At 56.2% G+C, this 18366-nt stretch carries 17 protein-coding genes; 15 read left to right on the top strand and 2 right to left on the bottom strand.

Going from position 1 to position 18366, the window contains the following annotated elements; translation table 11 throughout:
• The first annotated feature begins 109 nt into the window (after positions 1-109).
• From recO to glgA, 3 genes are all read left to right on the top strand, one after another.
• Positions 110-886 (top strand): DNA repair protein RecO, encoded by a 777-nt coding sequence (recO, locus tag ACWHTU_RS10175; protein WP_447859234.1) that lies wholly within the window; start codon positions 110-112, stop codon positions 884-886.
• Between the two features lie 860 nt (positions 887-1746).
• On the top strand, positions 1747-2073 hold the full coding sequence (locus ACWHTU_RS10170) for a gamma-butyrobetaine hydroxylase-like domain-containing protein (RefSeq protein WP_447859233.1): 327 nt from the start codon (positions 1747-1749) through the stop codon (positions 2071-2073).
• The gene (gene glgA / locus ACWHTU_RS10165) at positions 2073-3617 is read left to right on the top strand and encodes a glycogen synthase GlgA (RefSeq protein WP_447859232.1); all 1545 of its coding nucleotides are present in this window, start codon (positions 2073-2075) and stop codon (positions 3615-3617) included. Before ACWHTU_RS10170 ends, glgA begins: the two co-directional genes overlap by 1 nt.
• A 58-nt stretch (positions 3618-3675) precedes the next feature.
• Here the strand turns inward: glgA and ACWHTU_RS10160 are convergent, their stop codons facing one another.
• Complete coding sequence (locus ACWHTU_RS10160) at positions 3676-4167, bottom strand: hypothetical protein (RefSeq protein ID WP_447859231.1); 492 nt, start codon at positions 4165-4167, stop codon at positions 3676-3678.
• A 320-nt stretch (positions 4168-4487) separates the two neighbouring features.
• On the bottom strand, positions 4488-5102 hold the full coding sequence (locus ACWHTU_RS10155; RefSeq protein ID WP_447859230.1) for a response regulator transcription factor: 615 nt from the start codon (positions 5100-5102) through the stop codon (positions 4488-4490).
• Positions 5103-5536: 434 nt separating this feature from the next.
• Between ACWHTU_RS10155 and ACWHTU_RS10150 the strand changes: the two genes are divergently transcribed.
• The 12 genes from ACWHTU_RS10150 (at position 5537) to ACWHTU_RS10095 (ending at position 18357) form a co-directional block, all read left to right on the top strand.
• Positions 5537-5890, top strand: a complete 354-nt coding sequence (locus ACWHTU_RS10150; protein ID WP_447859229.1) for a PilZ domain-containing protein — start codon at positions 5537-5539, stop codon at positions 5888-5890.
• 125 nt (positions 5891-6015) lie between these two features.
• Positions 6016-6693, top strand: a complete 678-nt coding sequence (locus ACWHTU_RS10145; protein ID WP_447859228.1) for a polysaccharide biosynthesis/export family protein — start codon at positions 6016-6018, stop codon at positions 6691-6693.
• Between the two features lie 60 nt (positions 6694-6753).
• Positions 6754-7389, top strand: coding sequence for a polysaccharide biosynthesis/export family protein (locus ACWHTU_RS10140; protein ID WP_447859227.1), 636 nt, complete (start codon positions 6754-6756; stop codon positions 7387-7389).
• 43 nt (positions 7390-7432) lie between these two features.
• Positions 7433-8956, top strand: coding sequence for a hypothetical protein (locus ACWHTU_RS10135; RefSeq protein ID WP_447859226.1), 1524 nt, complete (start codon positions 7433-7435; stop codon positions 8954-8956).
• Between the two features lie 4 nt (positions 8957-8960).
• A complete protein-coding gene (locus tag ACWHTU_RS10130; protein WP_447859225.1) occupies positions 8961-11264 on the top strand; it encodes an XrtA system polysaccharide chain length determinant in 2304 nt (767 codons plus the stop codon).
• A 19-nt stretch (positions 11265-11283) separates the two neighbouring features.
• A complete protein-coding gene (locus ACWHTU_RS10125) occupies positions 11284-12321 on the top strand; it encodes a TIGR03013 family XrtA/PEP-CTERM system glycosyltransferase (RefSeq protein ID WP_447859224.1) in 1038 nt (345 codons plus the stop codon).
• Positions 12255-13253 carry an XrtA system polysaccharide deacetylase gene (locus ACWHTU_RS10120; RefSeq protein WP_447859223.1) on the top strand — a complete coding sequence of 333 codons (999 nt, stop codon included), beginning with the start codon at positions 12255-12257 and terminating at the stop codon, positions 13251-13253. Before ACWHTU_RS10125 ends, ACWHTU_RS10120 begins: the two co-directional genes overlap by 67 nt.
• A gap of 112 nt (positions 13254-13365) precedes the next feature.
• Positions 13366-13875 (top strand): transcription termination/antitermination NusG family protein, encoded by a 510-nt coding sequence (locus ACWHTU_RS10115; RefSeq protein ID WP_447859222.1) that lies wholly within the window; start codon positions 13366-13368, stop codon positions 13873-13875.
• Positions 13876-14152: 277 nt separating this feature from the next.
• A complete protein-coding gene (locus ACWHTU_RS10110) occupies positions 14153-15013 on the top strand; it encodes an ABC transporter permease (RefSeq protein ID WP_447859221.1) in 861 nt (286 codons plus the stop codon).
• Between the two features lie 162 nt (positions 15014-15175).
• Positions 15176-16372, top strand: coding sequence for an ABC transporter ATP-binding protein (locus tag ACWHTU_RS10105; protein ID WP_447863344.1), 1197 nt, complete (start codon positions 15176-15178; stop codon positions 16370-16372).
• The gene (gene rfbF, locus ACWHTU_RS10100; protein ID WP_447859220.1) at positions 16369-17151 is read left to right on the top strand and encodes a glucose-1-phosphate cytidylyltransferase; all 783 of its coding nucleotides are present in this window, start codon (positions 16369-16371) and stop codon (positions 17149-17151) included. Before ACWHTU_RS10105 ends, rfbF begins: the two co-directional genes overlap by 4 nt.
• A gap of 87 nt (positions 17152-17238) precedes the next feature.
• Positions 17239-18357, top strand: coding sequence for an NAD-dependent epimerase/dehydratase family protein (locus ACWHTU_RS10095; protein WP_447859218.1), 1119 nt, complete (start codon positions 17239-17241; stop codon positions 18355-18357).
• Positions 18358-18366: the final 9 nt, after the last annotated feature.

Below are 18366 nucleotides of genomic sequence, written 5' to 3'. Positions count from 1 at the left end.
GCGGGTCGTCATGGGAGAATTCGTCTCCGGTGCCGTTCACCTTATGGAAGGCACGGTGCTAAGATATATACTCCGTCGTTGAAAGAAGGCATATCATTCCGATCGCCCCATGCCCTTGCTGAAGACACCTGCCATCACCCTCAAGAGCCGCAAGTGGGGCGAAGCGGATCGTGTTGTCACCTTTTATACCCTTCGGCTCGGCAAAGTGCGGGGTATCGCGCGCGGCGCGCGGCGGCTCAAGAGTCGATTCGGCGCCGCGCTGGAACCGTTCGTGTCCTGCGACTTGAACGTGTTCGAGAAGGCCGGCGATCCTCTCTTCCGCATCTCGCAAGTCGATATCCGGGAGCCGTTCACGGCCCTGCGGGAAGACCTGACGCTCATGTCGGCCGCTGCGCGGATGGTGAATCTGGTCGCCGCGATCACGCCGGAAGGCGATCCGGACCCGCGGATCTTCGACGCGTTGGCCGATGGCTTGCGGTCGCTGGAACATAGTCGCGATGCTCCGCTCACAGCGCTGCTGTTTCAAATTCGCGTGCTCGGACTTACAGGGTTTAAGCCGCAGATCGATCAGTGTTCCGCCTGCGGAAACACCCGGATGACCGGCGAGCCGCAATTCTCTCCGGCCGCTGGGGGAGTGATCTGCACTCTGTGCGCCAGACGGCAACCGACCCGCTGCCTTCCGCTCTCGCCCGGAAGCCTTGCGCTCATGCGACATGCGCTCCGCTGGTCGCCGGCCGTCCTTGATCGCCTGAGAGCCACCGGTCGGATCCGGACCGAGTTGGAAACCGCCATCGAGACCTACGTCACGACCGTCACGGGCAAACGGCTCCCGCCGATCGATTTTCTCGCCGTCGAGGATTCGTCAGTCTACGGTCCTCCGCGCTGACTCCTTGTTTTTGCCCCCCAGAACGTTCCCACGCGGCACGCACAGACCGCAGCTTTCTCACCGTCGCAGGTCGACCTAACGCACGTTGTCGATTCATGTGCGCGCGGCTTTCAGCGCATCCTTCACGATGTTCGTCTTGTACAGCAGACCACGGTAATAACCGGCACCATGGAGGGTTATAGAGCTTGTTGAGCGCCAGGAGCCGTTTGCCATTACAAATCGCCACATACTTCCGCAGGGCGCGGCGGTAGCTATCCACAGCGTGAGGGAGTTCGCGTTCGGAACACCTCGCCTTAGGAGTCCTTGATTGATGGCGCCCAGCACGGCGAGGTACGCCGTGCCTAGCGCTTGGCGGACTGGTGTCCGGTCGAGGTAGGGATCATCCTCGATCGGCACGTGTTTGAGAAGATCACCGGCGTGATGAAAAACCGAAAAGCTTCTTCTGCATCGCGTCCTCTTACCACAGCAGAGGTCATCTCCGTATAGCCTTTGAGCATTGCTGAACCAGCTGAAACAACGCTTTCTCAACGACGCAAAGCAACTCGGTGGGAAGAAGACCGGCCTTGTCGGCGTGATCTTCTTTTGGTACAGTCTTTCAAATCATGACACACCTCTTCAGTAAAGGCTTCTTGGGAGCAGAATTCTATTTGGGGTTCGATGGGCCGACCGACGCTAAGCCGGTGCTGTTGCGGTCAGGGTTAGCACTGGTGGTCATGGGTGTCGCCTCGATGACCTAGGGGCTGCACCGAAGTCCGCGCTGCGGAACACATGACGGGTTTGCGCGGAGAAGAGCACGTTGGCCTGTAAGCAGGTGACACGTGAAGAGCCATGAGCGATCTGCACCTCTTGAACCCCAGGACATGGGGTGGGTCGACAAGGGTGTGCTCGGCATCGTCTGGAGCGATGGCCACAAGGGCGTGTACCCGGTCCGTTACTTGCGCCAGCACTGTCCTTGCGCGGCATGCACGGATGAATGGACCGGCGAGCTGCGCCTCAAGCCTGACGATGTCCCGCTGTTGATCATGCTGCAGGACGTCGAACCGGTCGGGCGATACGCCTTGCGATTCAAGTGGAGCGACGGGCATGACACCGGCATCTATTCGTATACGTTTCTGCGCCGAATCTGCCAGTGCGACGTGTGCCAGCCGGTCAAACCGGAGCAACCGAAGAGCCGGCGATTGCTCTGATGGCGCTCTCTCCTCGCGACTCCCAGCCGTTGAAGATTCTGATGGCCTCCTCGGAGGCAGTTCCGTTCGCCAAGACCGGCGGACTGGCCGATGTGGCCGGCGCGCTGCCGCTGGAACTGGCGCGGTTGGGCCATGACGTGCGCCTGGTCATCCCCCGCTACAGCGCGCTCGATCGGAGCGGGTATCGGTTTGCCGACTACGCGCGCATCACAGTGCCGTCACCCTCCGGTTCTGTCGACGCTTTGGTGGAACGAACCGAACTGTTCCCGCCGAATCCCAACGCCCGCACATCCGTCCCGGTGTTTGCCGTCCGGCACGACCCCTTTTTCTTCCGACCCGGCCTGTACCAGGAACGGGGAGTCGACTATCCGGACAATCTGGAGCGGTTCAGCTTCTTCTCGCGCGCGGTCCTAGAGCTGTTGATCGCGTTTCAGCGCGCCGACGGCTGGAAGCCCGATCTGCTCCATTTGCACGATTGGCAGACGGCCCTCTGTGCGGTGTACTTGCGCACGCTGTACGCCGGACGGCCTGAAGTCGCCGGGGTGCGCTCGATTTTGACTCTGCACAATGTCGCCTATCAGGGACTCTTTCCCGGTGAGCGTTTTGCGGAGACCGGACTGCCTGTCGCACTGTTCACTCCGGCCGGTCTGGAATTTTACGGCTCGCTGAATGTCTTGAAGGGCGGCATCCTCTTCGCGGATTTTCTGACGACGGTAAGCCCAACGTACAGCCGTGAGATTCAGACCCCCGAATTCGGCTTCGGACTCGAGGGGGTGTTGGCGCAGTGCAAGGATCGTTTGATCGGCGTGGTCAACGGCGTTGACATCGAAGTGTGGAATCCCGCTGCTGACCAGCTGATCCCCGCGCGGTATTCAGCCGCCGATCTTTCTGGGAAGTCGACCTGCAAACGCGCGCTCCAGCATGAACTGGATCTCTCGGCTGACAACGTACCCCTGTTGGCGATGGTTTCCCGTCTGACCGGACAAAAAGGCCTGGATCTGCTCTTGAGCATCGTCCCTGAACTGATGGAGCTAAACCTGCAACTGGCCGTGCTGGGAACGGGAGATCCGGAGTACGAAGCCGAACTACGGTCGCTTCAGGCCAAATTTCCTCGAAAGATCGGCGTGCGCATCGGCTTTGACGAAGGGCTCGCACATCGGATTGAAGCCGGAGCGGACATGTTTGTGATGCCGTCGCGATACGAACCCTGCGGCTTAAGTCAGCTTTACAGCTTGCGATACGGGACGGTCCCTATCGTGCGCCGAACCGGCGGCCTTGCGGATACCGTGGTTCCGTATTCCCCTCTCGCGCTGCGTGAGCGGCGGGCAACGGGGTTCATGTTCGGAGAAGCGACACCGCACGCGCTGCTGACGGCGATCTGTTTGGCGCTGTGTGTATATCAAGACCGCGAAGCCTGGCGTTCGCTCATCGAGGCCGGAATGACTGCGGATGTATCGTGGACCGGATCAGCCCAAGCTTATGTCGAGCTGTACCGCAGGGTAGCGAAAGCCGGAACGCCGGTTGAAAGAGCCGCTGGGCAGTAGGAACTGACAAGGAGAGGGAGCTTCTGGAGACTGATCGTCGAAGATGACCGATCAGGATTCACCGCGCCGAAGCTTGCAGTCCGAGATCCACGGCTGCCAACCCGACCTTGGCCTGTGACACGTAGTAGGCGTATTCAGGTTGCGGGTGGTTCTTGATCACGTGATAAAACATTTCGAACGCGATGTCGTTCTTGCCGACCGAGAGGGCGAGATTTCCGGTATAAATCGCGCAAGCTGCGGCCATCGCCTTGACATCCACTGCCAACCGCGGTCGGGGTTCGGACACCAACCGCTCAAAGCGCCCGGGCAAGGGAAGCACGAAGCCGTCCCTAACGGTGAGGGCTTGGGCTGTCCGGATCAACCTGCCCGCCTCATCCCGCATTATCTCCACGTCGGTCCCCGATTTGCAGCGGGTATAGCCTTGCCACAAATCCATAAAGCGACCATTGTCGACATATGCGGGCTTGGTGCCGGGACCGAGAGCCTGGCAACTGCTCAGTAAGACGATCCCGATGATTCCTGCGAAGGACTGAAGGAGAAACCGCTTCATAAAGCAGAACCTTTGTTATGGATTGTCCATCATCAAGACAAGCTAAAAAGGATAGCAATGACCGCGCCAACAGTTAAACCAACGAACTCATTGATTCACCGCGATTTTTCCAACTTACTCCAATGTGATTCTTCGTTGCCGTCTCAAATGTCCAACGCCTGTTGGGTTTTTACAACAAGCCTTGACAAGCAGTTGGCTCATCCGGAATTAGGAAGAAAATGAAAATCGCTCTTTCCCTCACCCCCCCTTCAGTTGGGGAGAGGGGTAGGAATGAAGCTGTTGCTGTTGGCTATCGGCTGCCGGCTGTTTCCGTAGGATGGCTATGCGCGGAAGATCTGAGCAAGAATCCCGGTCCTTGTGGTTGCGTTGGTCTTGCGCATGATGTGTTTAATGTGTTCTTTGACTGTTTGCTCGGTAATCTGCAGCGCGTTGGCGATTTCTTTGTTCGTCCATCCCTTGGCTAGGTGCTCCACAACGGCCTGTTCGCGATTCGTCAGTTGAAAACGCTCCTTGGCCTGTTCGGTGCTCACGTTTTGCCGACGCCCGACTTCCTCCATGGTGATGACCAGACGCGCCTGCTGAATTCCCCCCCGATCGGGGAGTCCGAAACCTCTCAATAAGACCTGCTGCTTGGCGTTACCGGCCAGACGTTTCAATTCGAACTGCTCCCAGTCCTTGGCCTCCGTCCGGACCTGCAAGGCCTTGACGATTTCGGCGCACAGCTCCGTCAGCGCGGTCGGGAGCACTCCATGGGCCGCTTTGGCGTTCCCGCCAGTCGTATTCTCGGCCGCATTAATTTGACGGCACAACTCCGCAGCCTGCCGGTTCATATGGAGCAGTTGCATAGAGGAGGAAAGCACGATGATTCCGGGACCCGAGCGTTGTTCGGCAATCGCTTCGACGCGGTCGGAAGAATCAGTCAGTGAGTCGTTCATGGCTCATCGCACAACAAGTGCTCAATCGATGTGAAGGAAACGAGTAATCGAGTTCCGTTGAGTAAGGTGGAGCAAATTTAGAAATGGAGATGGCCGATCGTACATAACCCTTTCGAGGGAGTCAACACCCGCCTTTCGATCTTTGAAGCCTACATCGTCGGTATTGTGGCTTCAGAGAGAGTCTTCTATAGTCTCCCTCCAAGATTTTCTTTTCCAGACAGCGCGATTCTACACCGGCGATCAAGAACAGTCGAGCAATCGAACCGTTTCGGTCATAGCGGCCCTGGGGGGAATTGGACACGGGGCTCAGCAAAGCCGAGAAAAAAACCACCGCTGTCCGTGGATTGTGAGCGATATCGGGTCCCGGCATGAACCACAATCCACGGACGCAGCAAGGCACATGGAGAAGCTCCACACAATTCCATCCAGGAGGGATGACCGTGGTTCCGAACGAGTGGGAGTGGCCTATTGTGGAAAGTCACCAAAAGCATAGTGAGCGGGTCGCGCTGCTGCGCCCGATTCCCTACGAAATGACGGCGCCGGTGGGTGAACCGGTTCCGGTAATTCGCCAAGGGAAAGCCCTGTCGGTCAACATCAGCAGCGGGGGAATGCTGGTGCTCATGGACCATGCGCCGCCGGTGGAACAGGTGCTGAAAGTGTACGTGCCGACGCCGATCACGCCGGCCGAGGTGCCGACGCTGGCGGAGGTGCGTTGGACGCGTCGGCTGCCGTTCGGAAAGGTCAACGGCAATGGACCTTATTTCGTCGGGCTGAAGTTCATGTTCTGAGGTTTGGTTTTTGTCTGTAGAGCTTATTCAGACCGAGAGACATTTTGGTCATGGTGTGATCAGTTTGAACGGTGAAAGGCAAAAGAATGAAAGTCTCCGCTCATTGCACCAATAGGAGTCACACAATGAAACCCGTTCAACGGCTTATCCTGATGGGGTTCTTTGTTCTGGTATGGAGTGGCCCTGCACACGAACAGGTGTGCGCTGCATCGTTGGGACAAAATCCATCGTCGGAGGGGCAATCAGCCAACCAGTTCGCCGAGAAATCTTCGCTCATCGTCACGCCTGATTACATCATAGGACCGGAAGACGTCCTGGAGATCACAGTTTGGAAAAACGCTGATCTGTCGAAATCCGTTCAGGTGAGACCGGATGGACGAATCTCGATGCCGCTTATCGGCGACGTTTCGGCCGTTGGCAGAACCACCTCGCAGTTGACCGCAGACATCGCGAATCGACTCAAGGCCTTTATGGAAAACCCGGTCGTATCCATCGTGGTGAATCAGGTCAACAGTTACCTGATTTATGTTCTGGGCGAAGTCAAGACGCCAGGCCGGTACCCATTGAAAAGCAAGACCACGCTGCTGCAAGCCATCACGCTCGCCGGCGGTTTTACCCCTGTGGCAGCACGGAACAAAATCGTCGTTTTTCGATTCGGAAGAGACGGCGAAGGGTTGATCAAAATCAAAGCTAGTTACGACGACATTGTGTTGCGTGATGGCACCAATCAGAACATCGAACTCAAACCGGGCGACCAGATCGTGATCCCATCCGAAACGATGGTGGTCATACCGGAGCGCTGAAACTTGCATCCCCGTAGGTTGCCCGACGACTCGCATCCATTGTTCAAAGCGCGTGGAAGCATGGTGAACGATACTCTTACGTGCAGCCGAAGCATCCCGATCGTTCGAGCCGCGGCCGCAATCCTGATCATGGTGAGCGTATGGGGGATCGTCGGCTGCGCCGCTGAACAGAAATATCAGGTTGAATATGAGCCGCCGTCGTCATTCTTGCTCGGTCCTGAAGACGTTCTGACCGTGACGGTCTGGAGGAACCAGGATCTCTCGAGGGAAGTCGTCGTCAGGCCTGACGGCATGATTTCGATGCCGCTTATCGGCGACGTGCCAGCAGCGGGAGTGTCCACCGACGTGCTTGCAAAACGGATCGCTGAGCGGTTGGTCGAATACATGGGCAATCCTACGGTCTCCGTGCAGGTCAAAGAGGTGAAAAGCTATTACATCTACGTGGTCGGGGAAGTGACGAAACCGGGCAAATACCCGCTGCAATCCTATGCCACAGTGCTTCAAGGCATCTCGCTCGCGAACGGATTCACTCCGTTTGCTTCGAAAAACAAGATGCACGTCGTCCGTATGGTGAGGAACGGGACAGGTCGCATGGAAGAAGTCCGGATTCCAGTTGGCTATGACGATTTAGTAGCGGGCAAGAGCAAAGTAGGAAATTTTATTCTCCGATCAGGTGACACGATTGTGGTGCCATAGCGGATCGATCAGGCAGCGACGGCACCTGATCTGGGTATGGGGAATGATGACGATCTTCGGAAATGCAACGACCATATCCGCGGGTGAACCGATGCTTCCGGGAGCGACATTCCTGAACCCACTTTCTTTTCAAGGGACGGATTCATCGGTCCAATCGCGCTGGATGCCCCGGACATCCGGAGACGAAGCGTCTCCGCAGGTCTGGCGCATATTGGAAGGAGTCATCGATCAAGGACCAGACCAGTTCCACAACCAGTATGGAGTGCCCAGTCCGGGAGGGGCTTTGCAGGGAATTCCTCTCACAACCGGCGTCTTAGGCGGGTTGAGCATGCTGCCGGCCATAGTGCCCTCTGTTTCCATCGCTCAACGCTACGATACGAATGTATTTAACACGCCGCGAATCGCGGGGCTCGAAAGAGACGATTTCGTGACCACCCTTTCTCCCCAGGTAGCTCTTATTCCTCACACCGGAGGACTCGTTAGAGGAAGCTTGCAGCTTGGTGGCATAGCGGAATACTACGCAAAACATCCCCAGTTGAACTATATCGGAGGCAACGTCGGCGGATTTCTGGATTTGACGCGCCTGGTTCAACAAGCCGTGCCACGGATGACGTTGCTGGTTTCGGATTCATTCACGTACACCCCGCAGCCGCCGGCGTTCTTGGCTGGTGGAGCAGTCAACGCAGCGGGCGATCCGGCTGACCAGGACCCGGCCAGTGCGTTTGCGAGAGGGCTTCAGATTCAGCGTGTCAACACAATCACAAATTCGGCTTCGGTCGTGAGCACTTACGCCGTGACGCCTGCGCTCAGTCTATACATGAACGCGACCCATGCGTTTCAACGGTATGGAGCGACGCCGGGGGCACCAGCAATGGCCAGCCTCGTCAGTACCGATTCTCGGTCTTTTTCGGCTGGTCCCCAAATCAGTCTCTCTCCAAACGAAACAATCCGCATCCTGCTTACCCATAACCGAACTGATTTCCTTAGCGGTCAAATCAGCGAATTTCCCCCCTACTTTGAGACCAACGGAGGGCTGATCGCCTATCGACGACCACTGTTTACACCAGCGGTCATCGGATTCGTGTCCGCCTCGGTCCAGGAAGTCATACCGAGCCATAGTCTCCAATATACCGGAAACGCGTCCATCACCTGGACTCGGTTCCCTGATATGATCTCCCTCAGCTACTCACGGCAGGTCTCTCCGAATTTTCTCGCAGTAGGCGCGCCGGTCACAACTGACCTCGTGAGCCTCGGTGTCACACGCACCTTAGGTCCGAGGCTGTCCGCAAGCGTAGCCGCAAATTACGCAAGAAGCCAGTCGATTGGTGCCGCCTTACCAGAAGGCGTCCCTAATGCACCCCCAGAGTTTTCGTTCGATTCGTACCTCGCCAGCGCCTCGTTCATTTACAGGGCGGCCCCTGGCTTCCTCATTTCGGGCAACTATCTGTATTCGTTCTTTCAATCAAAAGGTCTGACGCCTGCCGGTGGTGTTATTGGCGTCACTGGAGAGCAGATCACGTTCGACAGGCACATGATCCTTCTCCAACTTCAAAAAGTCTGGTTTTAAGCCCATGACGAACTATACTCCGCATGACTATCTTCGCATTTTCAGCCGGCGCAAGTGGCTGATCGTGTCCGTCTTGCTCACTTGCGTAGCAAGTGCATGGGCCCTCGCCGAGTTTCTTCCTAAGCGATACAAGTCGTCCACATTGATCGTCGTGGAAAGCCAAAAGGTGCCAGAAAGTTATGTGAAGGGGGTCGTCACCGGCTCTGTGCAAGAGCGGCTCGGAACGATCAGACAACTGGTACTCAGCAGAAAAATATTGACCCAAGTTATCGAGGAGGTTGGACTGGCTTCGGAAAGACAAAAGGAAGACTCGATCGACGACATCCTGGAAAGCCTGCGAAAGAACATCGAGATTACCACATCCCGAGACGAAGCCTTCTCCATCTCCTATCGGAACGAGAGCCCTGTTACCGCCATGAAGGTGACGGCGAAATTGGCCGAACTCTTCATCCAAGAAAATCTACGAAATCGCGAGCAACTGGTTGAACGTGCAACGGAATTCCTTCTTGGGGAACTGAATATGGCCAAGGAAGAGTTGGAGGCCAAGGAGAAAGCCATTTCCGAATTTAAACTTCGGTACATGGGCGAGTTGCCAGGTCAGATCGAGGCTAACCTACGAGCGTTGGACAGACTGCAGACGGAAGTCGCGACACGGTCGGAGACGCTGCACAAGCTGAACGACCGCCTGGATTCCATAGAGAAAGCCATCAAAGAGTATCAGACCACCGGCTCAGCCTCCATTCCCTTACCTCTACGCCCAACCACTCGTTCCGCCAGACTTAAAGAGATGGAAAGCCGGCTGGCGACGTTGTCGGCGACGTATAAAGATACGTACCCGGACATCATCTTGCTAAAACAAGAGATTGCGAGGCTCAAGTCGCTCCCTCCTGAATCGGACGCATCGGAGGAATCTCTCACCGCGGCATCCGGGACGGAACAGAAAGCCTCGAACAATCCAGTCCTGCGCGAACTGCTGAGGCAACAACGAGAAGTCAAAAGCGAGATTGAGACGACAAAGGACGCCCTCAATCGGTTAAACGCGCAGATCAAAATTTATGAGACCCGGGTCGAAAATACGCCGGTGCGCGAACAGCAATTGGCCACCTTGATGCGCGACTATGAAAATCTCCAACGCAATTACCAGGCATTGTTGGACAAACGACTGAACGCCCGTATCGCCGAGAACCTGGAACGCAAGCAACAGGGCGAACAGTTTAGAGTCATCGATCGCGCGAATCTTCCGGACACGCCGGAATGGCCGGACAAATTCCGTTTCCTCATGGCCGGTCTGGCCGTCGGATGCGGGTTGGGATTCGGTTCCGCGATCTTTCTTGAGCAACTCCGGGTTGTGTTTCAGGACGCCGAAGAGGTCGAGCGCATTCTCGGCATATCAGTCGTGGGCACGGTTCCGGACTTCAGCCTGGCCTATGGCACTGTCTTCGGTAAGTTGCTCAAGTCGGAAGGGCATCTCCCTCTCCCGTCTCCGCAGAGCGAAGCGGTTGCGTCGGAACCACAGCATCCGACAACGTTGCAGGCGAGTTGGAAATCGCTGGCTGCTTGGGGAAACGAACGAACGCCCAGCGGCAAACGCGGAGGAACGAAAGAAGCGCATCCCCGGTACCATCATGAATTAAACTTCGTCACGAGGTGGAAACCGGCCTCAGTGGCAGCCGAACAGTATCGTGTCGCGGCTACTCGTCTGGTGCTGATGAGCGGGCACCGTAAATCCACCGTCGTACTGGTGACCAGCACGTTGAAAGGGGAAGGCAAGACATCGAGTGCCCTGAATCTTGCCTATGTCCTCGCCCACGATTTGGGAAAATCGACGCTCGCTATCGACTGCGATCTGAAGCATCCGAAATTGGGCCGTTACGCGGGACTGCCGGAAGGGCCGGGGTTGGCCGAGGTGCTCCGCGACAATGTCCCTGCCAATTCCTGCATTCAATCGCTCAACGGCGCCCCATTGTCTCTCCTTACAGGGGGCTCCGCGAAGTATCCCGTCCAGTTGCATCAGATCGAAAAGCTTCAATCTCTGCTCGAAACGTTTCGCGATCACCACGATTTCATCGTGCTCGATACGCCGCCGGTCTATCCGGTGGCCGACGTCAACATGCTTGTCAATATGGCCGATGTCCTCGTGCTCGTTATTCGGGCCGGCAATACGCCTAGAGATCTCGCCAAGCGAGCCTTGTCGGCCCTGAAAAGCAAACAAGAAAAAACGGCCTTGCTGACAGGAGTTCGTTCTCAAGACGCCCCGCACTATTTGCAGGAGGGGTATTACGTTCAACCCAGGGCGAAGAGCCTTTGAAGAGGACGGTCACGAACGCATGGCTGTAATAACAGCGACAACTGCCCAAACCGCCTCTCGGCCGTTGCTCACATTGCCGGGATGGAAACGTCGGGTGCTTATCCTGGGAAGTGGAAAACTCGCCGTCGATCTTTGCCAGATTTTACTCGACCGGCAGAGGTGGACCACGGAGATCGTCGGGTTCCTGGATAGGGACCCAGGAAGAATCGGACAACGCCTGGGGCGACATGCGATCATTGGTACGTACGAACGGCTATTCGAAATCGCCGAGAGCCACAACGTCCACACCATCGTGGTCTGTTTGGAGGACCAGCGCACCGTGCTGCCTGTACAGACATTGCTCGACTTTAAAGCGATGGGCATTGAAGTTATCGACGGGCACATGCTGTACGAAGAAGAAGCCGGACGCCTTTTCATCGACGTGCTGAGACCGAGCGTGTTGATTTTTTCGACCGGTTTCCGCCGCCGTTGGATCACGATGGCGCTGAAACGACTCATCGACGTCGTTGTTTCTATAACGGGTCTTTTGGCACTGGCGCCGTTCATGGTCGCGGTCGCGCTGCTGATCAAGCTGGACTCTCCGGGCCCGGTCTTTTATCGCCAAATGCGCGTCGGTTTGCGGGGACATCCCTATATGATGTGGAAGTTCCGTTCGATGTGGCAGGACGCTGAGAAACACGGACCCCGCTGGGCCGACACGAACGATCCCCGCATTTCTCGAGTCGGACGGTGGCTGCGAAAACTTCGAATCGACGAGTTGCCGCAATTGATCAACGTGCTGAAGGGAGAAATGAGCCTGGTTGGTCCGAGGCCCGAACGACCGGTTTTTGTCCAGGAATTGCGATCCTTCATTCCGTACTACGATCTGAGACATACGGTCAGGCCAGGCATTACGGGATGGGCGCAGACGAAATTTCGTTACGGAGCATCAGCCGAAGATGCTCACATAAAACTGCAATATGACCTGTACTACGTAAAAAACTTGTCGCTTTGGCTGGATGCGTTGGTGCTCGTGCAAACACTTCGGGTGATGCTGCGCGGCGAGGGGGCGCGGTGAAAAGTCTCGTTTCACCAGAGACAGTGAAGCATTATCTGTCTTTTGACGTGGAAGAACATTTTCACGTGTCGGCATTCGCCTCTCCCATGCGGCGTAGACACTGGGATTGCTTCGAAAGCCGGGTGGAACGAAACGTCCAGAAGATCCTGGCGTTGCTTGAGGATCACAAGATAAGAGCGACGTTCTTTGTTTTGGGCTGGGTTGCCGAGCGTCATCCCCGCATGATTCGGGACTTGGTCAAGCAAGGGCACGAAGTCGCTTCTCACGGCTATGCGCACGAATTGATCACCGCACAGACTCCGGCCCTCTTTCGCGAAGACGTGAGAAAAACCAAAAGAATTCTGGAAGACGTGACTGGGACGAGCGTCTTGGGCTACAGGGCGCCGAGCTTCACAATCACAACCGAGACGCAGTGGGCCCTTCCCATTCTGGCGGAAGAAGGGTATGCGTACGATTCGAGCATTTTTCCGGTATTTCATGACCGGTATGGCGTGCCCGGGGCGACACCGTGGTGTCATGAGATATCAACGACCTCGGGCCCGTTATGGGAGGTTCCCCCGTCATCCTTCGGCGTATTCGGTTTGCGAATTCCTGTTGCAGGTGGTGGCTATTTCCGTCTGTTTCCGTATCCCGTGCTGCGCACCATGCTTAAACGACTGGAGAAGAATGGCCATCCGCTCGTGATGTATCTTCATCCGTGGGAACTGGATCCTGCGCAGCCAAGGATGCGGGGCACCCTGACATCGCGGATACGGCATTACCTTAATCTCGAGAAAACCGAATTGCGACTGAAATGCCTCTTGCAGGACTTCGCATTTTGTCCGCTTCGAGAGGCCGTGCCGACCTTGTTCGCCGTCGCGAACAATTCCGTCGCGGCGAACGGCGTCGCGCCTCTATCGCGCGCCCAGGAGAACATTTATGGAATGGCGTAATGCCTCTGCGAGATTGTTTTGGCGCAACGCGAACATGACGGCGCCAACGGTGGCTTCACCGCCCACGGGATCGGTTGCCGAAAGCTTAGTGCGAGAGACGAACGACCAGCCGATGGTGTCTCCCGCAACGCGCTGTTGGTTCGCGATTTCGACCAAGCCGCATCAAGAACGCATCGCAGAAGGAACGCTTCAGCGTTTAGGCATCGAAACGTTCTGTCCGCTACTGCGGGAACGCAAATGGATTCGACGACGACAGGAGACGAAGGTCAGTCCCCTGTTCCCAGGGTATCTGTTCGCGCGATTCAGCATGAAGGAGTCGTATCGCGCCGTGCTCTATGCACGAGGCGTCAAAAGCATCGTTCGCTTCGGACACGATCCGGCCGTGGTCGACGATTCTTTGATTGAAGGCTTGAAAGCCCGTCTTGATGAGGGATGCTTAAGCGTTCCGACCAGACCGTTCCGTCCCGGTCAAATCGTCCGGATTGCGAACGGAACCCTGAACGGCCTCGAGGCGATTTTTGAACGGGAGTTGACAGGGTCTCAGCGAGCGATCCTGTTGTTGAAGGCCTTGGCTTTCAACGCCAGAGTCGTCGTTGCGTTGGAACAGATTGCCAATCTTTAGGCAGTCTGGAGCATAGGGTGAGAACTGGCGGACTGCCGCACGGGTCCGCCGGGTGTGTCATAAGTCCGGTAACCTCGTCTCGGCGACCTGAAAGCATTTGCTAGATTTGTCGCCGCGGAGCTCATTACTGCAAGGTGCCGGAAGACAACGGAAGTTGAACCGGTATTCACCGGATCGACGGTAGTCCATCCTCTCCGTCTCCGAAACTCAAACTTCAATGTTTGTTTCACAAGCATTCAACAGAACGACGGCGGTGAAGCCCGATGGTGATACGGCGATGATACACGCCCAAGCTTCGATGGCCCCTGCGAACGCTGTACTCTCTCCGACTGTGATCGAGTCGAGGCGCAACTCGTTTTATCTGAATGTTCAGGAACTCTGGGACTTCAGAGAGTTGCTGTACTTCTTGGCCTGGCGGGACATGAAAGCACGCTATGCCCAGACCGTCTTGGGTGTCGCATGGGCGATCATTCAGCCCTTGGCCGCACTGGTGATCTTTACAATCGTGTTCAGCCTGTGGGCCAAGCTGCCGTCGGATGGATTGCCGTACCCGTTGTTCGCCTACGCGGCTCTTCTTCCCTGGACTCTGTTGGCGAGAAGCCTCGAGCGGAGCGGTCAGAGCGTGGTCGCGGAATCCAACTTGGTGAAAAAAGTCTATTTCCCGAGGGTGATCCTGCCGATCGCTTCCACGCTCGCCGGCGTTATCGACTTCGTCATTGCGTTTGCTCTGTTCCTTCTGTTGATGGCTTGGTATGGAATCGCGCCGACGTGGAAAGTCATCGCAATTCCCATGCTTGTGCTGTTTACTCTCGGGACATCCTTGGCGGTCAGTCTGTGGCTTTCCGCATTGAACGTCCACTATCGCGACGTCGCCGGAGCCATCCCGTTGCTGACACAACTTTGGATGTACGCGTCGCCGGTCGTGTATCCCTTGGCTCTCGTACCAGAGCAATGGCGCACTGTCTATAGCTTGAATCCGATGGCTGGCATCATTGAAGGGTTCCGCTGGGCGCTCCTTGGAGGGGCTGCGCCCGACACGAGGACAGCGATGTTAAGCGCATCGGCGACCGGCATTCTGCTCATTTTCGGTCTCATTTTTTTCAATCGAATGTCACGAACCTTTAGCGACGTAGTCTAGCGCTGACTTTTTCATCTTCATCCCGGCCTATTGAAACATCCTATGACAGACATTTCCGTCAAAGTTGAGCACCTCAGCAAGCAGTACCTGATCGGGGTGCGGCAGCCATCCTATCACACCCTAAGTGATGCGCTGGTAGAAAGACTTCGCCGGCTTGTCTCAATGCGTGGGTTCTTTTCACACTCTCAGGAGACGTTCTGGGCGCTCAAAGATGTGTCCTTCGAGATCAAGCCCGGTGAGGTGGTCGGTATTATCGGACGTAACGGAGCGGGGAAAAGCACCTTGTTGAAAATCTTGTCGCGCATTACAGAGCCGACAGAGGGGCGGGCGTTACTACACGGCCGGGTCAGCAGTCTGCTCGAAGTCGGGACGGGGTTTCACCCGGAACTCACCGGGAGAGACAACGTGTACCTGAGCGGATCGTTACTCGGAATGAAAAAAGCCGAGATCGACGCCAAATTCGACGAGATCGTCGCATTCGCCGAGATCGAAAAGTTCATCGACACACCTGTCAAACGATATTCGAATGGCATGTTCGTGCGACTTGCCTTCGCCGTCGCCGCGCATCTGGAACCTGAAATTTTGATTCTTGACGAAGTGCTCGCGGTCGGGGACAGCCGCTTCCAAAAGAAATGCCTCAACAAGATGGAAGACGTTGGCAAACACGGCCGCACGATCCTGTTCGTGTCGCACAGCATGCCGGCCGTCGCGCGCATTTGCAAACGCGTGATCCTGCTTGAAGACGGAGTCGTGCGCATGGACGGCCCTGCCCATCAGGTCATCGCGACGTATATGGGGTCAGATGTCGGATCCTCAGCCGTGCGGGAGTGGTCGGACCCGACCACGGCGCCCCAGGGCGAAATCGTTCGCTTACGGGCGGTGCGGGTGAGAACGGAAGAAGGCAGAGTCACCGATGCCATCGACATCCGACAACCGTTCGGAATCGATATGGAATACGAAGTCAAGGAAGGGGGGCATGTGTTGCAGCCGTTTTTTCGATTCACCAACGAAGAAAACGTGTGTCTCTTCTGTCCACCCGACCTTGATCCCTCATGGCGCGGGCGGCCACGGCCGGCCGGCCGGTATATAACGACCGTTTGGCTTCCGGGCAATCTGTTCGCCGAGGGTCGCATTTTCGTTGACGTGGCGTTGTGCGTTTTGCATGGAGTGATCGTCCAATTCCATGAAAGGAACGTCGTGTCGTTTCAGGTGCTCGACACCCTTGACGGGGATTCCGCTCGCGGTGATTGGGCAGGGGAGATGGAAGGCGTGTTGCGCCCTCTCTTGAAGTGGACGACGACGTTTACCCAAGCCGGGGAACATCCGACATTGGTTGTCACAAAGGGGAGTAACGTATGAAAGCGGTCATCCTCGCCGGAGGATTCGGCACCCGCCTCTCCGAAGAAACCATCCTCAAACCGAAGCCGATGGTCGAAGTCGGCGGGAAACCAATTCTCTGGCACATCATGAAGATTTACGCCGCCTACGGGATTAAGGAATTCATCATTACGCTGGGCTACAAAGGCGAAATGATCAAGGACTACTTCCTCAATTTCTACGCCTTCAACAACGACATTTCGGTCGATCTGGCAACGGGCACGACGACGATTCACAACGGCGGCGACACGAAGGTCCAAACCGACTGGCAAGTTCATCTTGTCGAAACCGGCCTCCATACCCAAACCGGCGGAAGATTGAAGCGGGTCAAGACCTGGCTGGGAGACGACGACACATTTCTCTTTACGTACGGAGACGGCGTGGCGGATATCGATATCGAATCGCTGATCAAATTTCACAAATCCCATGGAAAGCTGGCGACTGTTACCGCCGTCAGAACACCGGCCCGTTTTGGACGGATGGCGTTTGAAGGAGACCATGTCAGAGACTTTTACGAAAAACCGCAATCCGGCGAAGGGTGGATCAACGGCGGTTTTTTCGTGTTACACCGTCGGGTCATCGACTATATCGACGGAGATGACACGCCATGGGAGCGAACTCCCTCCGAGCGACTCGCGCGCGAGGGCCAAATGGTCGGGTACCGGCATTACGGCTTTTGGTCTTGCATGGACACATTACGAGAAAAGAACTATCTGGAAGACCTCTGGAATTCGGGAAAAGCTCCCTGGAAGATTTGGTAACTCCGCACAGTTTCTCCGCGTCCGGCTGTTTCTATGTGGAAATTGTGCTCCAAATGATGACCTCACAGACGAGATGAAAGGAACAGCATGAAAATTATTATCACCGGCAACATGGGTTACGTCGGTCCTCATGTCGTGCGCCGCATGCGTGCCGTTTTTCCCGATGCTGAGCTGATCGGATTTGACATGGGCTACTTCGCCCAGTGTTTGACCGCGCCGGCAATTTTCCCCGAATGCTCGCTTACCGCCCAATATTTCGGCGACATGCGGCGCTTCCCGGAAGGGATCCTGCAAGGGACAGACGCCGTCATTCATCTGGCTGCGATTTCCAACGATCCGATGGGAGCTTTGTTCGAAGATCTGACGTTGGCCATCAATCACCGGTCCAGCATCGATCTGGCGCAAAAAGCAAAGCAGGCTGGCGTGAAATCCTTCGTTTTCGCATCGAGCTGCAGTGTATACGGCTTAGCCGAAGGGGGACCACGACAGGAAGAAGATTCGTTAAACCCTCTAACCGCCTATGCCCGTTCAAAGGTACAGACCGAACAGGATCTTGCGAAGCTGGCAGGTTCGGGATTCACGGTCACCTGCCTTCGCTTTTCAACTGCTTGCGGCATGAGCGAGCGGCTTCGTCTTGACCTTGTGCTGAACGATTTTGTCGCCAGCGCTTTGACCGCCAGGAGAATCATTATTCTCAGCGACGGAACGCCATGGCGCCCGCTCATTCACGTCTCGGATATGGCCAGAGCGATCGAGTGGGCTGTTCGGAGAGATCATCGAGACGGCGGACAGTTTTTAACTGCCAATGTCGGATGCGATAGCTGGAATTATCAGGTGAAAGAATTGGCGGAGGCGGTGGCACGGATGGTTTCGAATGTCGAGATTATCATCAACAAGAATGCGCAGCCAGACAGACGCTCCTACCGCGTCAGCTTCAATAAGTTCACGAAATTGGCACAAGGGTTTTTGCCCGAAATGGACTTGCAGGGAGCCATCGTCGATTTGAAAAACGGGCTCGAGGCTATGCAGTTTCGAGACGCGGAGTTCCGAAATTCTGAGTACATACGGTTGAACACTTTGAAACGACTACAGGCAGTGGGCGCCTTGACGGAAAACCTGGAATGGGCCTCTTGGGTCACTGCAGGAGAATACCGCACACGGAGTGTAGGGCGCTCGTCTCAGGCTGCAGGCGCCTTTCTGAGCTGACTGGCCAGG

The sequence above is a fragment of the Nitrospira calida genome, assembly GCF_976986435.1.
The sequence above is the reverse complement of the archived record's forward strand: the minus strand, read 5'-3'. Positions and strand labels throughout refer to the sequence as shown.

Coding starts and splice junctions, on each gene's coding strand:
- recO (WP_447859234.1), top strand. CDS start 110: ATGCCCTTGCTGAAGACACCTGCCATCACCCTCAAGAGCCGCAAGTGG.
- ACWHTU_RS10170 (WP_447859233.1), top strand. CDS start 1,747: ATGGGGTGGGTCGACAAGGGTGTGCTCGGCATCGTCTGGAGCGATGGC.
- glgA (WP_447859232.1), top strand. CDS start 2,073: ATGGCGCTCTCTCCTCGCGACTCCCAGCCGTTGAAGATTCTGATGGCC.
- ACWHTU_RS10160 (WP_447859231.1), bottom strand. CDS start 4,167: ATGAAGCGGTTTCTCCTTCAGTCCTTCGCAGGAATCATCGGGATCGTC.
- ACWHTU_RS10155 (WP_447859230.1), bottom strand. CDS start 5,102: ATGAACGACTCACTGACTGATTCTTCCGACCGCGTCGAAGCGATTGCC.
- ACWHTU_RS10150 (WP_447859229.1), top strand. CDS start 5,537: ATGACCGTGGTTCCGAACGAGTGGGAGTGGCCTATTGTGGAAAGTCAC.
- ACWHTU_RS10145 (WP_447859228.1), top strand. CDS start 6,016: ATGAAACCCGTTCAACGGCTTATCCTGATGGGGTTCTTTGTTCTGGTA.
- ACWHTU_RS10140 (WP_447859227.1), top strand. CDS start 6,754: ATGGTGAACGATACTCTTACGTGCAGCCGAAGCATCCCGATCGTTCGA.
- ACWHTU_RS10135 (WP_447859226.1), top strand. CDS start 7,433: ATGATGACGATCTTCGGAAATGCAACGACCATATCCGCGGGTGAACCG.
- ACWHTU_RS10130 (WP_447859225.1), top strand. CDS start 8,961: ATGACGAACTATACTCCGCATGACTATCTTCGCATTTTCAGCCGGCGC.
- ACWHTU_RS10125 (WP_447859224.1), top strand. CDS start 11,284: ATGGCTGTAATAACAGCGACAACTGCCCAAACCGCCTCTCGGCCGTTG.
- ACWHTU_RS10115 (WP_447859222.1), top strand. CDS start 13,366: ATGGTGTCTCCCGCAACGCGCTGTTGGTTCGCGATTTCGACCAAGCCG.
- ACWHTU_RS10110 (WP_447859221.1), top strand. CDS start 14,153: ATGATACACGCCCAAGCTTCGATGGCCCCTGCGAACGCTGTACTCTCT.
- ACWHTU_RS10105 (WP_447863344.1), top strand. CDS start 15,176: ATGCGTGGGTTCTTTTCACACTCTCAGGAGACGTTCTGGGCGCTCAAA.
- rfbF (WP_447859220.1), top strand. CDS start 16,369: ATGAAAGCGGTCATCCTCGCCGGAGGATTCGGCACCCGCCTCTCCGAA.
- ACWHTU_RS10095 (WP_447859218.1), top strand. CDS start 17,239: ATGAAAATTATTATCACCGGCAACATGGGTTACGTCGGTCCTCATGTC.